Origin of the sequence: Microcoleus sp. AT8-B5 (assembly GCF_036705565.1) — a bacterium.
In the GTDB taxonomy this organism is placed as follows: Bacteria; Cyanobacteriota; Cyanobacteriia; order Cyanobacteriales; family Microcoleaceae; genus Microcoleus.
On record NZ_JAUBUY010000011.1, the window covers coordinates 52,696 to 72,586 of the forward strand.

The 19,891-nt window shown below is 46.7% G+C and carries 18 protein-coding genes and 2 riboswitches; of the genes, 11 read left to right on the forward strand and 7 right to left on the reverse strand.

The window, feature by feature from the left end; genetic code table 11:
* Positions 1-2: 2 nt before the first annotated feature.
* Positions 3-452 carry a hypothetical protein gene (locus QUB39_RS09915; RefSeq protein ID WP_333054996.1) on the reverse strand — a complete coding sequence of 150 codons (450 nt, stop codon included), beginning with the start codon at positions 450-452 and terminating at the stop codon, positions 3-5.
* Between the two features lie 97 nt (positions 453-549).
* On the opposite strand from QUB39_RS09915, the gene QUB39_RS09920 reads away from it, so the two are divergent.
* Together QUB39_RS09920 and QUB39_RS09925 are read left to right on the forward strand one after the other, a co-directional pair.
* Positions 550-876, forward strand: a complete 327-nt coding sequence (locus tag QUB39_RS09920) for a hypothetical protein (RefSeq protein ID WP_333208766.1) — start codon at positions 550-552, stop codon at positions 874-876.
* Positions 877-891: 15 nt separating this feature from the next.
* Positions 892-3,027 (forward strand): pentapeptide repeat-containing protein, encoded by a 2,136-nt coding sequence (locus QUB39_RS09925; RefSeq protein WP_333054998.1) that lies wholly within the window; start codon positions 892-894, stop codon positions 3,025-3,027.
* A 166-nt stretch (positions 3,028-3,193) separates the two neighbouring features.
* Here QUB39_RS09925 and QUB39_RS09930 read toward each other — a convergent pair whose 3' ends face one another.
* Complete coding sequence (locus tag QUB39_RS09930; protein ID WP_333231893.1) at positions 3,194-4,768, reverse strand: FAD-dependent oxidoreductase; 1,575 nt, start codon at positions 4,766-4,768, stop codon at positions 3,194-3,196.
* 248 nt (positions 4,769-5,016) lie between these two features.
* Positions 5,017-5,715 (reverse strand): Uma2 family endonuclease, encoded by a 699-nt coding sequence (locus tag QUB39_RS09935; RefSeq protein WP_333055000.1) that lies wholly within the window; start codon positions 5,713-5,715, stop codon positions 5,017-5,019.
* A gap of 299 nt (positions 5,716-6,014) precedes the next feature.
* Positions 6,015-6,161: riboswitch (cobalamin riboswitch) on the forward strand.
* 61 nt (positions 6,162-6,222) lie between these two features.
* Between QUB39_RS09935 and QUB39_RS09940 the strand changes: the two genes are divergently transcribed.
* The 8 genes from QUB39_RS09940 (at position 6,223) to QUB39_RS09975 (ending at position 13,566) form a co-directional block, all read left to right on the forward strand.
* On the forward strand, positions 6,223-6,942 hold the full coding sequence (locus QUB39_RS09940) for an energy-coupling factor ABC transporter permease (protein WP_333055094.1): 720 nt from the start codon (positions 6,223-6,225) through the stop codon (positions 6,940-6,942).
* Positions 6,943-6,945: 3 nt separating this feature from the next.
* The gene (locus QUB39_RS09945; protein WP_333055001.1) at positions 6,946-7,266 is read left to right on the forward strand and encodes an energy-coupling factor ABC transporter substrate-binding protein; all 321 of its coding nucleotides are present in this window, start codon (positions 6,946-6,948) and stop codon (positions 7,264-7,266) included.
* Positions 7,267-7,274: 8 nt separating this feature from the next.
* Positions 7,275-8,075 (forward strand): cobalt ECF transporter T component CbiQ, encoded by an 801-nt coding sequence (gene cbiQ / locus QUB39_RS09950; RefSeq protein ID WP_333055002.1) that lies wholly within the window; start codon positions 7,275-7,277, stop codon positions 8,073-8,075.
* Positions 8,076-8,894: 819 nt separating this feature from the next.
* Positions 8,895-9,713, forward strand: coding sequence for an ABC transporter substrate-binding protein (locus QUB39_RS09955; protein ID WP_333055003.1), 819 nt, complete (start codon positions 8,895-8,897; stop codon positions 9,711-9,713).
* A gap of 420 nt (positions 9,714-10,133) precedes the next feature.
* Complete coding sequence (locus QUB39_RS09960) at positions 10,134-10,709, forward strand: Uma2 family endonuclease (protein WP_333055004.1); 576 nt, start codon at positions 10,134-10,136, stop codon at positions 10,707-10,709.
* Between the two features lie 43 nt (positions 10,710-10,752).
* Positions 10,753-10,897, forward strand: a riboswitch (cobalamin riboswitch).
* 118 nt (positions 10,898-11,015) lie between these two features.
* Positions 11,016-11,456: a hypothetical protein gene (locus QUB39_RS09965; protein WP_333055005.1), complete on the forward strand. Its 441-nt coding sequence runs from the start codon at positions 11,016-11,018 to the stop codon at positions 11,454-11,456.
* A 19-nt stretch (positions 11,457-11,475) separates the two neighbouring features.
* Complete coding sequence (locus tag QUB39_RS09970) at positions 11,476-12,342, forward strand: methyltransferase domain-containing protein (RefSeq protein WP_333055006.1); 867 nt, start codon at positions 11,476-11,478, stop codon at positions 12,340-12,342.
* Positions 12,343-12,717: 375 nt separating this feature from the next.
* A complete protein-coding gene (locus QUB39_RS09975; protein ID WP_333485055.1) occupies positions 12,718-13,566 on the forward strand; it encodes an ABC transporter ATP-binding protein in 849 nt (282 codons plus the stop codon).
* A gap of 156 nt (positions 13,567-13,722) precedes the next feature.
* On the opposite strand, the gene QUB39_RS09980 is transcribed toward QUB39_RS09975, so the two are convergent.
* The 4 genes from QUB39_RS09980 to QUB39_RS09995 all read right to left on the reverse strand — a co-directional run bounded on the left by QUB39_RS09980 (position 13,723) and on the right by QUB39_RS09995 (position 18,380).
* Positions 13,723-14,424, reverse strand: coding sequence for a diacylglycerol/polyprenol kinase family protein (locus QUB39_RS09980; protein ID WP_445242995.1), 702 nt, complete (start codon positions 14,422-14,424; stop codon positions 13,723-13,725).
* Between the two features lie 143 nt (positions 14,425-14,567).
* The gene (gene bicA / locus QUB39_RS09985; protein WP_333055009.1) at positions 14,568-16,241 is read right to left on the reverse strand and encodes a bicarbonate transporter BicA; all 1,674 of its coding nucleotides are present in this window, start codon (positions 16,239-16,241) and stop codon (positions 14,568-14,570) included.
* Between the two features lie 499 nt (positions 16,242-16,740).
* Entirely contained in the window at positions 16,741-17,709 is a 969-nt protein-coding gene (locus QUB39_RS09990) for a glycosyltransferase (protein WP_333055096.1), read from the reverse strand.
* A 200-nt stretch (positions 17,710-17,909) separates the two neighbouring features.
* Positions 17,910-18,380 (reverse strand): tetratricopeptide repeat protein, encoded by a 471-nt coding sequence (locus QUB39_RS09995; protein WP_333055010.1) that lies wholly within the window; start codon positions 18,378-18,380, stop codon positions 17,910-17,912.
* Between the two features lie 80 nt (positions 18,381-18,460).
* On the opposite strand from QUB39_RS09995, the gene QUB39_RS10000 reads away from it, so the two are divergent.
* Positions 18,461-19,882 carry a glycosyltransferase family 4 protein gene (locus tag QUB39_RS10000; RefSeq protein ID WP_333208775.1) on the forward strand — a complete coding sequence of 474 codons (1,422 nt, stop codon included), beginning with the start codon at positions 18,461-18,463 and terminating at the stop codon, positions 19,880-19,882.
* Positions 19,883-19,891: the final 9 nt, after the last annotated feature.

The following is a 19,891-nucleotide window of genomic DNA, read 5'->3' on the forward strand; positions in this document are numbered from 1 at the left end:
TTTTAATTTCGCTTTTGGGAAATAGAGAGAGAGTAAGGGTGTTGACCTTGAGCTCGATCGCCCACAAAAATAACATAAGTCCCCTTGTCCCCATAACCGGAAAATTCTACATTCCCCGCAGCAGCATTCGCCGGCAGCACGCAGAAACGCCCCCTCGGCCCTTGAATCATCAAACTCGGAGCTCCAGCGGTTTGTACTGCAATCCGCCAGTAAGGCAAATCCTGCGTTACTTCAATGACGTGGTTCGGCCCTTGGGAGACAAAACCGCAGTCGCCACTATTGTTCGGGCCGCCGGAAACTCCAGAAACTCCCAGCGGTTCGGGAAATCCCGGAGCAATTTGTAGCGGTTGGCTCCGAAGGGCACCCGCATCCGCTAAAATCATTGCCAAGGCTACGGTCACGATCGAGCTAAACCACAGTTTGCCGCGATCGCCCGGATAATTTATCTTCATGTTTCCTCACACAATGGCATTTGGTTATAGTTCTTTGACGGTAGGGGATAATGGCAGTTCCAAACACATTAATCTAAAATAACTTCCGAATTTTTTTATGAATCCTCAAAATAACTTCAATTGGCAGCAAGCGTTCGGAGAACTAAAAGCTAAAGTAGAAAGATCGCGACTCATCACACAAAATTCCGACAGCTATCAAGCCCTCGGAACCTTATACAATCAATTACTAGACAAGTTTCACAGACTCCCCAAACCGGGGCAGGTGGCAGCCTTTGCCGTCGGAGCGATAATTGTCCTGACAGTCTTCAATAGCATCGTACAGCTAATTTCCGCCCTGATGACTCTTGCCGTTCTCGGAGTGCTAATCTACATAGCATATAAATTGGCAATTTCCCCCCAGTCCTCAAATACTAACGACAAATAATAGGAATTTCTAAATATGGCTAACCCCACCGCGCCCAGCGGCATCAATCAACCCGATCCGTCTTGGCAAACACAATCCAAGCAAATGCCACTGCTGGTTCGCAGGTGCGGCGCTTGGGCAGTGGAAATTTCGTTAATTGCGGCCAGCGCCCTCGTTCCCTTCAGTATCGGGGCATTAGTCAACCAGGAATCTCAAACCGTACCGCTCAATTCCTCAGTAGCAGCAGCATCCGAAACCGTCGCCCGTACCTTGGGCATACCCGTGCGCGATCGCAGCCCCAGAGTAGCACCCCTAACTAATCTATTCTGGTCGGGGGCGCTGCTGGCACCGGCAGTTTTAGCGGGGTGGCAACTGTTTTTGCTCGCCAGAACCGGTCAAACTATCCCCAAACGCTGGTTCGGCGTCAAAGTTGTCACAGCGTCGGGTACTCCTCCGGGTTTTGGGCAAGTGCTAATTCGCGAAAGTTTGGGGCGCTGGGGAGTGCCTCTGGGCGTCGCTTACGGCATTTGGCGCTTGACGGGAGCGTTTCCTGATTTGCTGATTTTAGGGGGGCTCAGCGGCTTGGCAGTGCTCGCAGACGGGGCTTTTGCATGGCGCTACAAACGGCAAACGGGACACGATCGCCTCGCCAATACTTTGGTCGTCAACGCTCGATCCCATCAACTGTCTGCCAATCCTGTCAAGACTCAAGATTGGACTGAGGAAGACGCGCAGATTGCGGCTTTGGTTGTGACTCCACCAAGCGGCCTGAAAGTAAATGCCAGTTTGTGGAATTGGATGCGCCAACACCCAGGCACAACTTTAGTAATAGTTACCGTCGGCAGCGCGGGATTGATTTTAACTTTGTTTGTCGGCACTCTCATCTACACTCAAAGTCAAGCAAATATGCGGGATTCCCGGCAGCGGAACGACGAATTATTTGTGGCTTTAGTCAGCAAATTGTCTCCCACATCGGCTAGCGGGGCATCGGGCAGGCGATCGGCAATTTTGGCTTTGGGGGCGGTGGAAGACTCCCGCGCCCTACCCCTGCTATCGGATTTGCTAGCTCAAGAAGACAACCGGGCCATGCTGGACGCGATCCAGCAAGCTTTAGTCAGTAGCGGGCCGAAAGCTTTGCCTGACTTGCAGCGGTTGAACCAAGCCCTCAGCAACGACCTCGATTCCCTGCGGTTTGACGGCAAGGCCCCGGAACGCGAGTTAGCGGCCGCCCGCCAGCGAACAGTACAAAGGGCGATCGGCAAAATTCTCACAGTGTATAGCAGCCAACTCAACGGTGTCGATCTCAGCCGCACGGATTTAGCTCAAAGTCCTGCCGGCCCATCTCAGTTTACTTTAGTTTTAAACAAAGTTGACTTGTCGGGAATTAAGTTGAGAAATGCCAATTTAACCAATGCCAGCTTGCAGGGATCTCGCTTTTACGGCACCGGCGAAGACAGGCGTCCGGGTACATTTGACGATTGGATTTCTGACTTGAGCGGCGCTAATTTGGAAGGAGTAAATTTGACCGGGGCGTCTTTGAACAGTGCTGTAATGAACGGGACTAATTTTGTGCGCGCTGTCATGAACAAAGCTAATTTGTCAAACGGCAATTTGAATTCAGCTAATTTCAGCAGTGCTATTTTAATTGGAGCCAATTTACAGGAAGCAATGTTAAAAAATGCCCGTTTTACCGGAGCCGATATAGGAAGCGCGAATTTGTCGCGAGCGGATTTGTCCGGTGCACGTTTGGGCAAAGTTAAGGCTCAAGGCGCTCAGTTGTCCTTGACAAATTTGTCTAAATCGGAATGGCAAGGTGCTGATTTATCCGGTGCTGATTTGAGCGGCGCAAACTTACAAAATGCCAATTTGACTTCGACTAAACTCGCCAACGTGAATTTAAAAGATGCTCGGTTGCAAGATGCCAATTTTCGGAATGCAGAGGTGAGTTCGGTTGATTTTCGGGGCGCGAATTTAGCGGGAGCGGATTTTAAAGGCGCGGTGTTTCTGGGGAAAGCAGCTTCGGAGCAATTTATTCAAAATCCCACGACTGGTAGTAAATCAGGTAGATTCCTAGGAGTTGATTTTGCGGAGGCTAAGAATTTAGATAAAAGTCAAATTGCTTACATTTGTTTGCAGGGGGGGATTCATCCAAAGTGCCCGCAGAAGAAGTAAGGATTTGTTGTTAGCGAGTAGGCTAATACAGTTGAGCATTTAAATTGTATATTCACGGCGGGTGGGACACCCCAAAAAAGTTTGATTATTTTTTGACATACAATTTAAATGCCACAACAGCTTAGTCAACAATCAATAATCATGAGGAGTGCAACCGGGATTGAGATTATGCAATAGCATCCGAAGTGACAAGAGTCTCGAATTGCGCCAATAGCATTGCCTCACCACTATTGGGAGTTCCAAAAATTTTAGGTAACTGGCCTGTTTGGGCGAGAACTTGTCTCACTTCTTGGTTAGATACATCGGCTAGATTTTTGTTATTTAGAATGGCATTAACCGCAGCGATACCCACACCTTGACCAACTGCAGCGTTGAATTCAACTATTCTGCCGACAGAACAGGCTAACCCTTCAAATCCCGAACACGGACTGACTACTGCCAAGTTAGGAACGTTTTTAATTAATGCGTGGCGGATGCCAATATTAAAGATAGGCTGTTTAAAACTCAGACTTTTAAACCATCCTAGACTGTTTGCTTTCTCGCCAATACCCTGGATGCCTCCCCGTACATCAAAATGATAGCTAAATGTTGCCAGGGCTTCATTAGCAGGTACGCCACCTAACAGCATTTGTGCGCCAGTTAAAGGTTCTACAACTCCCGTCACATTGCCAGCGTGTCTGATATAAAGTTCTGAGGCATAAGTAACAGAAGTAGCCCCCAAACTCCTCAGCCAAGTTGTAATAAATAACATCTCTCTTTGCATATTAGCCGTGGGTTTGCTCCCGCTTCTAGCTAAGGCTTCGGCTTCGCTGGCTGTGACTGCAAATAAAAGCGCATTCCACGAAAGTCGGTCATTTGGAAGTATTGCTATATTTCCCTCATCTAAAATTATGCCAGTTTCAGAAAAAGATAGTTTTCTTCCTCTAAATGAGTGGTAAGCTACAGACAGAGCCGGCGCGCGAACATCGATGTAATCGTTACCCGCCCACAGAGTTTTGAGATTGCCTTGAGTGTCCCTCATTTCCCGCCGCAGCTCTTCTGCTAGTTTGGCATCCTTGCCTGCGGCGTACAGCAAAAATTTTTGACTCTCTGCATCGGCCAGGTTGGTAAAGCGTTTTAGATAAATATAATCGAATTCTTTCAGTGCTCTTGCACTGAGTCCTTGGGTTTCAAAAACGAGGGTGACTGGAAGTTCTGAATTAGGCAGACCAAATGTTTCAAATCCCTTCAGCTTTCTCACACCGGCAGCTTGAGCTAATTCGGCATTGACAGTGGCATCAATAAATTGCTTGCCGGCATAAACTACGCCTTGAGAGGTGGTTATACTGACAATTTTTTGACCTTCTTTACTGACTGATTTAATTTCTACTTTGCTCAGGAGATCGGCCCCAGCTTTTACCAGCATTTCTTTCAGGGCTGCACTGGCTTTGCGGGGGTCAAGTGCAATTGCGGTGACACCGGATTTTTGTAAGAATTCTTTATAGATTGTCGCTGGTGAACCAAAGGTATCTAACTTTAAAGATTTTTGAAGTTCTTCACTAATCTGACTTCTATCTAAATAAGCAAGACCGCCTCTTACCAAATGCCCGCCAATTCCTTCTTGCAAGCTTCCTTTAGACATCAGTAGAATTCGCGGATAACGCTTTGTTCGGCGAAGATATTCTCTGGAGGCAGAGATAACAGCTAGAACTCCTGGAACTTCATCACCAAAACAGATGATATCGTAAGAACGCAGATTCATGACCATTATTTAATAACCTCTGTTGATTTTCATGTTTTCGAGCTGCATCTCAATGTTTGCCGTCCAACTTTCTGTTTTTCCCAAATCTAGCTAGATACTTCCTGATTTTTGCGATAATATTCACACATTTCTGGAGGCAGAAACCGGGTTTTTTCCAGAAAATCCTCCTTTGAGGACGATCGATCGGGCGTTGCAAAACCCGGTTTGTGAGCGTCTAGAGTACAACACTGAGGTACTCTTGATTGCCATCAGCCCAGATTATCAGGATCTATCCCCAACTCCCGCAATCGCTGAGCCAGTCGATCGGCGCGCTGGGATTCCTGTTGGGCGCGCTGCGCTGATTCTTTCACCTGTTCTTCAGGTGTCAGATAACGTTTTCCATCGGCATCATACCAATACAACCACTCTCTTGTCACCCCAGAATAACTTCCCCTTTCACAACCAATCCCCAAACCAATTTCAGGCATCCAAACTGGATGTTCTGGCTGTAACTCGTACTTCCCATTGACTAACTTGTGTACTTCCAAATGAGGTTTACGGCGGCGGCGGGAAGAATAAATGACGTAATAAAGTACGCCTAAAGCTTGATAAGTGTCTAATTTTGTGCTGTATTCCTTGCGATAAGTTGGGGAAACAACTTCCAGCACAAAAGTAGGCAGAACATTTTCATCCCACAGCACGTAACTGGGGCGCAATTCTTCGTCGTAAAATCGTTCTACTCCTAAACTTAAGAAAGCATCGGGGACAATGGGCGGTTCGTCAGGGTGATGATAAATACCCATATCTATGCCAAAAAACCAGTCCATGCGTTCTGCCCAAAGTATGAGCAATATTGCTTTTAACAACCCTGGTATTAGTTCTTGCAGTTCGTTATCCACAGGAGTTTCATCTGAGTCTGGTAGTTCATCGGCTGAGGGCCAGTGCCTCGGAAATTTGTAATCTAACATGGCGGCTTTCCTCAAAACTCACTAATATTATACCGTTGATTTGTTGGGCAATAGTATTTATGGAACGAACCGCGAAGACGCGAAGGAAGAGAAGATGAGAGGTAATTTTGACTTAGGAACGCGAATTAAATAACTTACAATTTTAATTGTGATTGTGGGATGGGTGTCCCGCCCGTCCACTCATGACGGGCTATAAGAGCCCATCCCACTTTCAAGAGTGGAAGTTATTTAATTCTCATTCCTTAGTTAATCTGAAGTAATTTTTGTAAAAGATTTGCTGAGACTTACGCGATCGACTAAACTATGTGTAACCAGTCGGTTCTAATGGGGAGCAGCCGTTAGAGGAAACGGGGAAAGTTCGGTGCAAGTCCGGCGCTGTCCCGCAACTGTAATGAGAGTTTTGTCGCTTTCTGAGTCAGGATGCCCGCCGATGTGTTAGTTTACATAGTCTCATCTGCGAGGTTCAGCGTGAAGGCCAGAAATCGGAAATTGGTCAGCTTGGGATTGATGGCTGGCTTGAGTTGTTATATTGTCCTGGGTTCGGCAACGCCCGCCGCAGCTATGCACATTTCGGAAGGTTTTTTGCCGGTGCAATGGGCGGCGTTTTGGTGGATGGTGGCGTTGCCTTTTTTTGCAGTAGGTTTGCGATCGATTACTCGTATTACAAAAGAACACCCGGAACTTAAATTATTGCTTGCTTTGGCGGGTGCGTTTACTTTTGTGCTTTCTGCTTTAAAAATTCCCTCGGTAACGGGCAGTTGTTCTCACCCGACGGGTACCGGTTTGGGTGCAATTTTGTTCGGCCCTTCGGTGATGGCTGTACTGGGGGCTTTAGTTCTGCTGTTTCAAACGTTACTGTTAGCTCACGGCGGGCTGACAACGCTGGGAGCGAATATGTTTTCGATGGCGATCGTCGGCCCTTTCGCTGCCTATTTTATCTATCAATTGCTGATGCGAACTGGCAGGCAACGGGCGGCAATTTTTTGTGCGGCGGCTTTAGCAAATTTACTGGCTTATGTGACGACTTCGATTCAATTAGCGTTAGCTTTTCCGGCAGCAATTGGCGGTTTTATGGCTTCGTTTCTCAAGTTGGCTGGCATCTTTGCTATCACTCAAGTACCCCTGGCGATTAGTGAAGGATTGCTGACTCTATTGGTCTGGAATTGGCTGCATTCTTACGGGAAGCCGGAGTTGGAAACTTTGAAATTATTGAGACAGGAGTCATAAGCCGTGAGTCAAAAAAACACAAGAAATCAGCAAGCTACTTCACAACAAAATTGGATGTTGGTAATTGCTGTTATCGCGCTTGCCGTTATTCCCCTAGTTTTTGTCCGGGGTGAATACGGCGGATCGGATGGGGAAGCACAGAAAGCGATTGCGGAAATTCAACCTGACTATCAACCTTGGTTTAACCATTTTTTTGAGCCTGCTAGCGGAGAAATTGAAAGTTTGCTGTTTGCGACTCAAGCGGCGCTGGGGGCTGGCGTAATTGGATATGCGATCGGGCTGTACAAGGGGCGATCGCAGCGACAAAAATCTGATGATGAATAGCCGTCAGAATGAACCATCAGATTGATAGTCTGGCTTATACAAATCGCTTGCGGGGGTTGCCGCCATCTCACAAGTTATCCTTTGCGATCGCCCTTTTAATTCTGTCTCTCGTTTCTGGGGCGATCGTCCAATTGTCGATCGGCTTTTGGTTAACCGTCTGGATCGTCATCTATGCGGGTATTCCGGCGAAACTGTATTTGCGGTTGCTGTCGCTACCGTTGATGTTTTTGCTGACAAGTTTGCCTGCTTTGGCGCTGGGTGCGGTTGAGTTAAGTCAAATTCAGGAAATTCAGTGGGATATTTGGCAAGGTTGGGGCATTAGCATCGGCACTTTTTATCTGTATGTGAGCCGCACTGGAATATACCAAGTGAGCTTGCTGTTTGCCCGCGCCTTCGCATCGACAAGTTGTATGTATTTCATTCTCTTGACGGTTCCATTTACCGAAATCTTGCAGATTCTCAGACAATTACGCTGTCCAGAGTTAGTCACAGAACTGCTATTACTAATGTATCGGTTTATTTTTAGCTTATTGGCGATCGCCCATGAACTTTGGATAGCACAAAACTCGCGCTGTGGCTACCGCACTTGGAAGCGGGGAATGCAGAGTTTAAGCATTTTAATCGGGCAATTGCTTCAGCGAACTTTGGAAAACTACCGTCAAGTTTCGTTGAGTTTAGCGTCGCGCGGCTTTAATGGAGAATTGCGCGTTTGGAATTCTTACCCTTATAAACCTTCGCGAAGATATACATTTGAAGCCGTGTTTGGTTGCACGGTTTTAACTTTGTTAAGCGCGGTACTTCAACGCTAAATTTATTGTTATTCCTGGACGAATGGGGGTCAGAAACCGGGTTTTTTGACCTAATCTGCGATCTAACGCGTCTTTTCGTAAAAAACCCGGTTTCTTTGGTCGGAGTGGGTAAGTCCTGCATGATATTCACGATTAGTGCCGGTGACGGTGGCGGTGGTTAATATCAACGGGAGTTACGCATCACAATCAAAGAAACCGGGTTTTTACAGAATCTGCGGGTTGTAACTGAGATATTGCAGCATTCTCAATAATCTTTTTATGAACAGGCTTTCCGGCTTGTTCCACAAGAAAATTTATCTCTTGTGGAACAGGCCGGAAAGCCTGTTAAGCGAGAATGGTGCAAGATGTGAGTTGTAACCAAGTATTCTCGCAAAAAACCCGGTTTCTGAACACCCGCGCCTCCAGGAATATTGTTGATAATTCTCCTATTCTCGTTAGTTTAGCGGGCCGGATTTGAATAAGGGCGATCGCACTTCTTGCAACAGCTATTACAAATACAGCGGATTCCAGGTTTATAAAGTACACCCCAGAAACCGGGTTTCTTGTGGATTTCTCGCCAGAAACCGGTTTGATTCAAGAAACCCGGTTTCTCTGTACTTCACTTACCTGGAAAGTGCTGTATGACTTTTATGAACTTAATTAATGAATTATATGAATTGACGTGAACATTAGTTGAATGAATAATTACAGTATCAAAATAAATAGAAAAAATTCTGTATCAAGATACTAACAAAAACAACAGCCCGCCCCCCATTATTTTTATTATTGCCATCGGCTTAATTTGGTTGGGCGCCTACAAGTTCCTTCCCGGTTTATTGAATGCCAAAAATTAAAATAGACCTACATCTACATCTACATCGGCAACGATCGCACCCGGAGCGCCAGACGAGCTTTGCCAATAATCTATCAGGATTTGGCAGCTACATCTTTCGGACAGTACCCAATATTAGCTTAATGGCAGCTCCCTTAGCAGAATATGGAGTGAAAACAGCAGCCAAAACTAATATTGCGGTTTGTTATGATTCCCAAGCACCGGATAACATATCATTTAAAGATGAATTTGTGGCATCTCTTACTGCTGCTGGTGGCAAATTAGTTCCCACTGTTTGCGACTTTTATTTACCCTCTTTTAATCCCGAAAGTGCGATCGCCGATGCTGTCAGCAAAGGTGCACAAGGATTGATGGTAGCGCCCCACATCGATCGCATTGACCGTGCCATTTCTCTGGCTCGCATCAATCGAGGCAAATTGCCACTCTACGGCAGCACTACGCTCTACACCTTTCAAACTTTAAAAGACGGACAAAAAGACGTTGACGGGATTGTTTTGCCCGTTCCCTGGCATCCTGAAACTAATCCCGGTAGCCGTTTCCCAGAAAATGCCCGCCAGCGTTGGGGAGGCATTGTGAATTGGCGAACAGCAACGAGTTTTGACGCGACTCAAGCTGTCATCGCTGGCTTGCGGCAAAGCAATACGCGGGAAGGGTTGCAACAAGCACTCAGAAATCGGAGTTTTTCAACAGCAGGATCGAGCGAGGATGTGAAGTTTTTGCCCACGGGCGATCGGGCTGGGAAGCCGATTTTAGTGCAAGTTAAACAAGGAGGAAGCACTGGCTATAACTTTGTCCCGCTGCGGTAAGTTTGTTAAGTAATATCATGTCCAGTCGATTGACCATGATTCCTGTAGGGGCGGGTTCACCAACAATATTTGCCAAAAACCGACAATCTCAAAAACCCGCCCCAGCTTATGTATTATGCGCGATCGATCGGACATAATATAAGTTTCCTAAGTGCGATCGGACTCATATTTTGCATCATTTTTATTAATAAAGGGCTAGTTTGTGGGGTGGGGGCGGGTTTATTTAACCTGTCTGCACCATGAGAAAGCTTTTGGCGAACCCGCCCCTACAGGCTTTTTCTTTTTCTCAGACTATTCGTGGGAATGCGTAGCCGAAGCTGCGGTATCCAAATAATATCGAAATAAAGATAACAAATCATCCCTATAATTAAGGATTTTTAAGATAAACTGAAATGAGTAGATTAAAGGAGAGCGTTGTGTATGATCGCGCAAGTTGAAACCAAAACCTACACCGCTGAGGAATATCTAGAATTAGAAATCAATTCTCTGGATCGGCATGAATTTATCAATGGGGAGATTGTTCTGATGGCTGGCGGCACACCGGATCACAATGAAATTACCACTAATTTAGTTGTTGCGCTGAAACTGGCGTTAAAAGGGAAACCATATCGGACTTTTAGTTCGGATCAGCGGCTTTGGGTTCCGCAGCTTAATAATTATACTTACCCGGATGTGATGGTGGTAGCGCGCCCGATCGAGATGCAATCTGGACGGACGGATACAATTACTAATCCGCTGCTAATTGCTGAGGTGCTGTCTAAAGGTACCAAAGCTTACGATCGCGATGAAAAGTTTGCTGCTTATCGCAGTATTCCTAGTTTTCAGGAGTATTTATTAATCGACCAATATCGGCTACAGGTGGAGCAATATTCTAAAACTGATGCGAATAAGTGGATTTTTTCGGAATATAGCTGTATGGGCGATCGGCTGAGTTTAACATCTGTTGCTGTGGAGATTTCGCTGGCTGATTTGTATGAAAATATTGAGTTTGGTTAATAGGCACACGGCTTTTTTTGTCAAATATCCCAAATAGTGGTAATATCCCCGTATATCGATCGGCTCTGATGAAAAACACACATCAGACGTAAGGGGGAAAGTTCGGTGCGAATCCGGCGCTGTCCCGCAACTGTAATGAGAGCATTGCATCTCTGAGTCAGGATGCCCGCCGATTTGTTTACAATCATGTTTTTCATCTGCGAGGTATGGATGATGGTGAGTTCAATATTTTTACAAATAATCTGCTGTTGTGCTCCGTTTCCCGATCGACAATAACGAAATTTTAGGCAGCGGGAAACTAAAAAAATGCGAATCGAAGATAGTGTTTGGCAGGGTAGTTTTGGCTACTGGCAAAACTTGTTTATTCATCAGAATATTTTGTCGATCGGACATACCGCTTGGAATGGCTTTTTGCATCAAGGACGAGGCTTGGTTGCTTGCAAAATCAATACTCCCATTAACGGCTATGTGAATTGGAGCGTAGATACTATCAAGTACGATCTGGAATTTATTTCCGACTTGGAGGCAACCGTTTATTTGCAACAACTAGAAATCGAGCAAAATACTGTTTCAAATCTGCTCCAAATCATTGATAGCTACGAACCCAAGGAAGCAATTATATTTTTGTCGATCGCCCACGGTCACATTGATATCAATTTGTTGCAAAAGTTGGCAATTTCTCCGGTTGAGTGCTATGAACAGGTATGCAAGCGCTGGGAAGAATTTCAACTCAGCCCTAAATCCTAAAACTTACTAAATTTTCCCAATGTCGCAGCCAAAATCTATCGAAATTTCTAAAGTAACTCGCTACCAAAATGCAGCGCTTAATTACTATTTGGGCTTGACAGATTCGCCCTACCTTCACTACGGCTATTGGGAAACCCTACCTGTGCCCGCTGACGAACTCACGATCGCACGATTGCGCGTCGCTCAGCAAGCTTATACTGTAAAACTGTTAGATGCAATCCCCAAAGGCACTCATACGATACTCGATGTGGGCTGCGGGATTGGCGGAAATGCGGCTTATTTGCTCGATCGAGGTTTTGCAGTCGAAGGGGTCGCACCCGATCCTTTCCAACAACAGCGCTTTCTTAAGTGTACGCGCGATCGGGCAATCTTCCACCTCACGAGGTTTGAAGACTTCAAAGCAACCCATTTCTACGATCTTATTCTCTTTAGCGAAAGTAGCCAGTATATGTCGGCTGTTGATATTGCTAACGGTGCCGCCAAAATCCTCAATCCCGGCGGTTACGTTTTGCTGGCTGATATGCTGCGATCTGATGCTAATTATCAAGAGGGAATGTTCTCTAATTGTCATGTTGTTACGGAACTTCATGCAGCATTAAAGCAAGCTGGATTCACTTTAGTAAAAACTGAGGATATTTCCGCCCATATTTTGCCAACAATCGATTTGTATGTCGATACTTTCCGCCGATATGGACTAAATACAATGATTTATGTTGCAGATTTGATTGCGATTACAGTTCCCCCCGTCCACAAATTCCTGCGCTGGATATTTCGTCGCTGGTTCAAGAAGCTGGTGGTTGAAGGATTGGAGGCAAGTCAACTTTTTGAGCAACATCTCTGTTATGAAATGCAACTTTGGCAGTTGGCAAAATCTGATCGAGACTGACACAAATTTAGCAATTATAAATCATTTGTGAATTTCTTACTCTCTCCCCTTGATAAGGGGAGGGTTGGGGTGGGGTAAAAAGTTGACGAATCCTTTATGAATTTCTTACTCCCTCCCCTTGATAAGGGGAGGGTTGGGGTGGGGTAAAAAGTTGACGAATCCTTTGTGAATTTCTTACTCCCTCCCCTTGATAAGGGGAGGGTTGGGGTGGGGTAAAAAGTTGACGAATCCTGCAAGGATTGCTATACAATGAAAATCGGTAATCGGTAATTGGTAATCATTCATCGGTAATCGGTAATTGGAGGCATAGCCTCCGGGTATTTATTCCCAGGCAGAGCCTGGGAACAAGGTTATAAAAAATAAAAAATAACGAATATGTCTGAATGGATTCTCGAATTCGATCGCACTTCCTACTCCTATCCCTGCGGTTCGCGAGTGGCAATTCAGGGTTTAAATCTCAAAGTTCCCGCTGGGAAACGGTGCGGGCTGATCGGTCAAAATGGCTGTGGCAAAACCACATTTTTTCTGTTAGCAAATGGCTTATATCAACCGCAACAGGGAATGATTCGCTGGCACGGTGAACCCTTGCGCTACGATCGCAAATCTTTGATGCAACTGCGCCAACAAATCGGACTCGTCTTTCAAAATCCCGAACATCAATTAGTAGCTTCGACGGTAGAAGAAGATATTTCCTATGGATTGTACAATTTAGGCTTGAGAGAATCCGAAATTGCTCAACAGGTGCAGCAGGCGATCGAGCAATTCGATCTAAGCGAACTCGCCCGCGAACCAATTCACAATCTCAGTTTGGGCCAGAAAAAGCGGGTTTCCATCGCCGATATCATGATTCTCAAGCCCAAACTGCTGCTGTTAGATGAACCTACCGCCTATCTCGATCCGCGTCACACCCGACAACTGATCGGTTTACTCCAACAAATTCACAACGCTGGAACCACTATCCTTTTAGCAAGTCACGACCTCGATTTCATCTACCGCTGGGCTGATTGGGTGTTTGTAATGGATCGAGGAAAATTGATTTTAGAAGGAACACCGGAAACCGTTTTTGCTCAGCGGGATGTCTTGGAACAATTGCAGCTTGGCGTACCGCTGGCGATCGAGCTAATCGAGCAAATAAGGGCGATGTTTCCAACAGACGATCGCTCAAAAATCCCCGTTTTCGAGCAATGGCAACAACAAATTTTACAAGCACGTCGGCTGCTTTAACGGGACTTAGACAATTGATAATTGGGGTTGCTGATTCACGGTATGAATCACCTTTGATCGGAATTTACAAAACTCACCCGACTTGGTTTATAGCAATTGCAAAATCTTGAATTCCTACCTGTATCCAGTAACGCCCCCCGTGGGGGGAAGTTCAGATTACACATTACCAATTATCAAAAATTGATTTAGGAAAAAGGCGATCGCCCCACTGCCGATCGGCACAGTCAGATTGTCAATTCCCAGCTTGGAAACCGACTCCAAAGTAGCAGCAGCCAAAGCTACAACAGCAGACACAGCCCAAGTTTGCCAAATATTGCCTTGAACCGCCAGCAAAATCAAACTACTAATAGCAAAACTCACCAAATACATAGTTGCAGAACCTTCCCAACTCTTTTGTATTCCCCCAACTCGATAAATATGTTTGCCGTATTTCTGGCCGATGACAGCAGCCAATCCGTCGCCCCAAGTCATCACTAAAATGCCCAAAGCAGCGTATTCCTGATGTTGCAGCGGCCAAAACCAAGCTACAAGAACGCTGATACTAACAGCATAGAAAAAAGTCCCCCAACTCTTCCGGTTGATACTGTTAAGACTGGGCAAAATCGGAACTTGGTAAGAAATTAGGGCGATCGCACCTGCTAAAACTCCCGCCGAAATCCCCACCCAACCGGGTATTTCCAGCCACCAAGCCAGCAAAATCACATTTCCAGTACCGATGTGAACCACCTTCCGCGATACTTCAGGATTGACAGAAGTAAAGCGATTTAACCCCTCAGCGACCAGTAAAATCAAACCCAGCCAGATACCCACGAGGGAAATTTGCAGCCATACAGTGGGAATTTCGGAAAATATAGACACGATATTTAGGAAAAACTTAGAGCGGGCAATGTTTATAACTTTAGTGGAAATAGGAAGGTGAAACGATCGATCGAGCCATAGAAATAGCAGGAAAAACGGGCACTCCTGCTAAACCACTACTATTTTGGCGAATTCGCGCCTTGTTACACAGGCGCTCCCAAGGGGATGCCTTTGTTGTCAACCACAGCGACGGCTTGTCGCAAGGCTGCGGTACGATCGCTCATGACATGCTCTGGCGCAATCAGATCCAACAATCCCAACTTCTGCAAGCGCTGCTGAATTTTCTCGCTGGCACCGACGATGTAAACCTGCAAACCCTTATCGCAGGCATCGCGAATCGCATTTTCGATCGCCAGCGAAGCCGTCACCCCCAGCATGGGCACAGCAGTCAGATCCATCACCAAAGCATCCGCATCCTTCATAGCATTGTGTTCGCGGGAAATCGCCTTCGACAACCCAAAAATCATCGGGCCGCTCAAGCAGAACAGCAACACGCGCCCCCTACCCCGATCCAAGAGTTGCTTCTCCTCCTGACTGAGGACCACATCATCATCCGTATCGGAAATCAGCTTCACTCCCGCAGACTGCAAACTACTCAACCGTTCGATAGTCAGGATATTGGCAATAAAGACGCCCACACCCACCGCCACAATCAGATCCACAAACACAGTCAAAAACAGCACCCCGTACATGATCAGGGAACCCTTAACAGATACTTTGTGCGATCGTTTCAGGAAACTCCAGTCAAGAATATCAATCCCCACCTTCAGCGCAATCCCCGCCAACACCGCCATCGGAATCGGTTCAGTTAACTTCGCCGCGCCCAAAACCACCACCAGCAGCACCAACGCCCGAGTTAAACCCGACAACGCCGAAGTCGCGCCTGTTTGGATATTGACCACAGTTCCCATCGTTGCCCCGGCCCCCGGTAAGCCACCGCAGATCCCCGACATGATATTGCCAATTCCTTGACCGATCAACTCCTTATCGGACTTGTGCTCAGTCCGCGTCAGACTGTCCGCCACCACCGCCGTCAGCAAGGTATCGATACAGCCCAGCATCCCCAGCATCACCGCATTCACAAACATCACCGTGAGTTGACCGGCGGAAAAAGTCGGCAATTGCAAGGGAGGCAGTCCCACCGGAATTTCTCCAATCCGGCGAATATCCGCGCCCTGAAACACAGTCAGGGAAATTACCGTGCCGACAATCAGCGCTATCAATTGCGGGGGTACGATTTTCTTCAGCTTTTTGGGCATCAGGAAAATAATTGCCACCGTCAAGATACCGAGAATTGCTTCCGGCGGATTTACGTTTGCCAGCAACTGCGGAATTGCCATAAAAGTGCCCAAAACACCTCCTTTGGGAGGGGCTTGACCCAGAAACGGTGCAATTTGCAGAATTATCAAAATCACGCCAATTCCCGACATAAAGCCCGAAATCACGCTGTATGGCATCAGGGTGACGTATTTCCCTAGCTTGAAAATACCAAAGATGATTTGAAACAACCCCGCCAGCATCACAACGGTAAACGCCATTGCTAGCCCTTGTTCGGGATTGCTGGCGGTGAGGGATGCGACGATCGCAGTCATCACCACAGTCATCGGCCCTGTGGGTTCCGAAATCAGTGTTGGGGTGCCGCCAAACAGCGCCGCAAAGAAGCCAACACAAATGGCACCGTACAGTCCCCCGATCGGCCCGATTCCCGAAGCGACCCCGAAGGCGAGGGCCAGGGGCAGCGAGACAATGGCAGCCGTGACACCGCCGAAGATGTCGCCCTGGAGATTATTGAAACTAATCCGATTAGTTATTGACATGAGTGGTGCATTAATAAAATAGACAGAATTTAACAATGCTGACTTTGATCCCTTCACCCACTCTCAGGGCAAAAGTTTTCCCTAATCGCCTGACAGATAGCACAAGCAGGGCAGACCCAAGGAAAGGTCTGTACTCGTCCCCGATCGATGTCAAAGTCGTAAATACTTAATTTTCAGTATTTCTTAATTTCTTAATTTAATCTAAAACGTGTCCGATCGAATTTTTATTTTTAGCCTACTCTCTCAAGGCTCCCCGAAAAGTTTTCTATCGAGCCAAATCTGAGCAAATCTCAATGCCAAACAAAACCCCCTACTCTAATAAATTAATATCTTATATCCTGCTGATAATTAATAACTCTTATTGATGGTTACGATCGCGAATTAAATAATTTACACTCTTGAAAGTGGGATGGGCGTCCCGCCCGCCGTTTCTGGACGGGCTATAAGATCCCATCCCACAAGAACCATCACGCATTCTAAGTTATTTAATTCTCATGCCTTATTTAATCAACTCTCGCACAAACTCAAACGCTTTTGGACGCAACTCGACCGGCAGCAGCGACAATCCCAAACCTGCCCACATTTTCGCCGCAGAAACAGACTTTCCCTCCCGCACCATCCGGCGTCCTTTTGCAGTTTCACCCACCTCAATCAGCCGCAAACCCAGCGCTAATTGAGTTTCTGCAATCCTTTTGAGCCTGACTGTTTCCAACTTCTCGGAATCAAATTCGTAGCCGGTCAAATAGCGCAATTTATCGCTTAAATACGGAATTGCCCGATCGACTCCTTGCTGTCCTGCATGAACTCGATACTCCATCAACAGCTCCGGCAAGTAATAGCACTTTTTGCCAGCAATCGCAAGTCTTACAAACAAATCGTTATCTTCGCAATTTTGCAAATTCGGCCGCAGAAATCCCACTTCTTCCAGGGCGCGGCGCCGAAACAAAGTCGCCCCTATTTGCAAACTTTGTCTGAGAAAAACAGCAGATAGCAAATCCTCAATAATTCCAGCCGACAACTCGGTGCGCCCCCACCGCTGCGAATTGAGTTTCGTCTGGTTTTCATCTATATAATTGTTAATGTCGATCACCCAGTGATCTGTACTGACAAAATCGATGCTGGGGTCTTTATCTAAAATAGCAGATGTCCGCTCTAGAAATTGCGGGCTGAGGCGATCGTCATCGTCAAACTTGATAAAATATTTGCCCCTTGCAGCAGCAAAGCCCGATCGCATATTATTACTCTTGCCGATATTCTGCGGGTGGCGAATGTAGCGAATCGGGCGATGGCGTCCCGCCCCGCAAGCTACGACAAATTCCGACATCAACAAAGGAGTGCTGTCAGTAGAACCATCATCACAGATAATTAATTCAAAATCTGTATAAGTTTGATCTAGCACGCTGGCGATCGCACAAGCCAGCAGATGCACTCGATTGTAAGTAGGAATGCAAACGCTAATTTTAGGCACTAACTTAGACAATTTTAGATTTTAGATTTTAGATTTTAGATTGCTAAAAAGTGACTAAGCTGTTGTACATCTAATTTGACAGTCATTTTTTATACAATTATTATTGTGGAACTGGCCCCAGAACCCGGATCTGGATTCAATTTAAATGCGTAGCAGCTTACAATTTGGTATTAACACTTTTGGGTCCAGGAAAATTAACTTTAACTCAAACGAGCCGTACATTCGAGAATTAACTTTTGATTCACCAAAGCAAACGGTTGAATTTCCAAAGCGCGACGAAAAGCTTGAATAGCATTTAGGTATTCTCCCAAGGCAGCGTAGCACAAACCCAGACCGTGCAACGCCCCAAAATGCACCGGGTTCAGTTTGAGGACAATTTCGCAGTCGTCGATCGACTTTTTATAATTTCCTTGAGTATAGTGAAGTACGGCGCGTCGGTTCCAAGCTTCCGCAAAATCCGGCGCTTCCGCAATCAATTTCGTCAGCAAATCCAAAGCGTGGTGAACATCGCCTGCATCCAGCGAAACTTGCGCTCGCCTGAGAATTTGCATCCCATAGTCACCTTTCTGGTTAAACCAAGTGTGCCAGAGTTCAGTAGTTGCCCGATCGCGAACACTTTCGTCGGACTTTTTCAAGTCTTCCAGCAGCGCCTTAAGAGATAATTCGTCCATAGGTGCGAAGATTGTAAAAAAAAAACGTTTTATCAATCAATTTTATCGCGCAAGCGGCAAATTTATTTATCCCACATCCCATGAAGATTTTAATGCTTTCCTCAACTTTTCCCTATCCGCCCAGCCGCGGAGGAACTCAGGTAAGGACGTTTAATTTATTACAATACTTGAGCCAGCGACATGAGGTAATTCTCGGCACTGTACGATCGCCCGATGTCACCGACGCACAAATCGACGCATTGCGCCAGCAAGTCACAGAATTAGCAGTTTTTCCCAACCCGCGATTACCCCCCCAACCCCCCCTTGCTAAGGGGGGGCTAAGACTCCACCAGGAGACTGAGGAAGGATTCTTACCTCCCCCCCTTAACAAGGGGGGGACTGAGGGGGGGTTATTTCCTGCCCTTAACCAGGGGCTTGAGGAGGGCTTCTTGCCTCCCCCCCTTAACAAGGGGGGGACTGAGGGGGGTTTCTCTGAAATAATAGGAAAATTCCACAGATTCGGTCGATTTTTGTTGTCCGGGACACCTCCGAACGTCCTCTCAAGCTACTCCCAAGCAATGCAGAATTGGGCAGACGAATTAGTAACAGCAGGCAAATGCGATGTTGTCACCTGCGAGCACAGCGTTAACGAGATTTACGTGCGTCCAGAATGGCGACAAAAAGTGCTGACAGTGGCAAACATTCACAGTTCCGTTTGGGGAACTTGCAGGGAAATGTTAGCAACCGGCACCTCGGAAAAACCCCTGCGGGATCGACTAAATTTACCCCTACTCGCCCGCTACGAAAAACGCTACTGTTCCAAATTCTCCCGCATTGTGGCGACAACATCCACAGACAGAGAGCAACTCCTCGAATTACTGTTGCCTCCGGTTCGAGTGCCAGGAAAACAAGATTTTTTTGTACCTCCCATAGATGTAATTCCTAACGGCGTGGATTTAACTCAATTTCCGTACCGGTCGATCGATCCGGGAGGACACACCTTAATTTTTGCAGGCGCAATGAACAATTTGCCCAATATTGACGCGGCGCGGTTTCTCAGTTTGCAAATACTGCCGCCTTTGCAGCAGCGCTATCGGGATGCTACCCTCACCCTAGTCGGGGCTTCGCCAGTCCCGGAAGTGCTCGCCTTGGGAGAACTTCCCGGAATTCAAGTAGTAGGTCGGGTGCAAAGGGTGGCAGAATATTTGCATCAAGCTGCTGTTTGTGTGGTGCCGATGCGGATAGGTTTTGGGATTAAAAATAAAACTTTGGAGGCGATGGCTGCGGGAACTCCCGTGGTTGCTAGCGATCGAGGTTTGGAGGGTTTAGCCGTCGATGGCGGCCCACAACTGATAAGGGCCTTGCGGGCGAACAATGTTCAGGAGTATGTTGAGGCGATCGCCAGTTTGTTTGAAAATCAGCAGCTAAGACAGGAGCTCTCTGTCAACGCGCGATCGCTCGTTGACAGCCAATACACTTGGGATATCATAGGTCGGCAGTACGATCGGCTATTGCAATTTTAAACTCTAAAT

What these genes read in the sequence shown, in the direction of transcription:
- QUB39_RS09915 (WP_333054996.1), bottom strand. Translation starts at nt 452, where the DNA reads ATGAAGATAAATTATCCGGGCGATCGCGGCAAACTGTGGTTTAGCTCG.
- QUB39_RS09920 (WP_333208766.1), top strand. Translation starts at nt 550, where the DNA reads ATGAATCCTCAAAATAACTTCAATTGGCAGCAAGCGTTCGGAGAACTA.
- QUB39_RS09925 (WP_333054998.1), top strand. Translation starts at nt 892, where the DNA reads ATGGCTAACCCCACCGCGCCCAGCGGCATCAATCAACCCGATCCGTCT.
- QUB39_RS09930 (WP_333231893.1), bottom strand. Translation starts at nt 4,768, where the DNA reads ATGAATCTGCGTTCTTACGATATCATCTGTTTTGGTGATGAAGTTCCA.
- QUB39_RS09935 (WP_333055000.1), bottom strand. Translation starts at nt 5,715, where the DNA reads ATGTTAGATTACAAATTTCCGAGGCACTGGCCCTCAGCCGATGAACTA.
- QUB39_RS09940 (WP_333055094.1), top strand. Translation starts at nt 6,223, where the DNA reads ATGGCTGGCTTGAGTTGTTATATTGTCCTGGGTTCGGCAACGCCCGCC.
- cbiQ (WP_333055002.1), top strand. Translation starts at nt 7,275, where the DNA reads ATGAACCATCAGATTGATAGTCTGGCTTATACAAATCGCTTGCGGGGG.
- QUB39_RS09955 (WP_333055003.1), top strand. Translation starts at nt 8,895, where the DNA reads ATGCCAAAAATTAAAATAGACCTACATCTACATCTACATCGGCAACGA.
- QUB39_RS09960 (WP_333055004.1), top strand. Translation starts at nt 10,134, where the DNA reads ATGATCGCGCAAGTTGAAACCAAAACCTACACCGCTGAGGAATATCTA.
- QUB39_RS09965 (WP_333055005.1), top strand. Translation starts at nt 11,016, where the DNA reads ATGCGAATCGAAGATAGTGTTTGGCAGGGTAGTTTTGGCTACTGGCAA.
- QUB39_RS09970 (WP_333055006.1), top strand. Translation starts at nt 11,476, where the DNA reads ATGTCGCAGCCAAAATCTATCGAAATTTCTAAAGTAACTCGCTACCAA.
- QUB39_RS09975 (WP_333485055.1), top strand. Translation starts at nt 12,718, where the DNA reads ATGTCTGAATGGATTCTCGAATTCGATCGCACTTCCTACTCCTATCCC.
- bicA (WP_333055009.1), bottom strand. Translation starts at nt 16,241, where the DNA reads ATGTCAATAACTAATCGGATTAGTTTCAATAATCTCCAGGGCGACATC.
- QUB39_RS09995 (WP_333055010.1), bottom strand. Translation starts at nt 18,380, where the DNA reads ATGGACGAATTATCTCTTAAGGCGCTGCTGGAAGACTTGAAAAAGTCC.
- QUB39_RS10000 (WP_333208775.1), top strand. Translation starts at nt 18,461, where the DNA reads ATGAAGATTTTAATGCTTTCCTCAACTTTTCCCTATCCGCCCAGCCGC.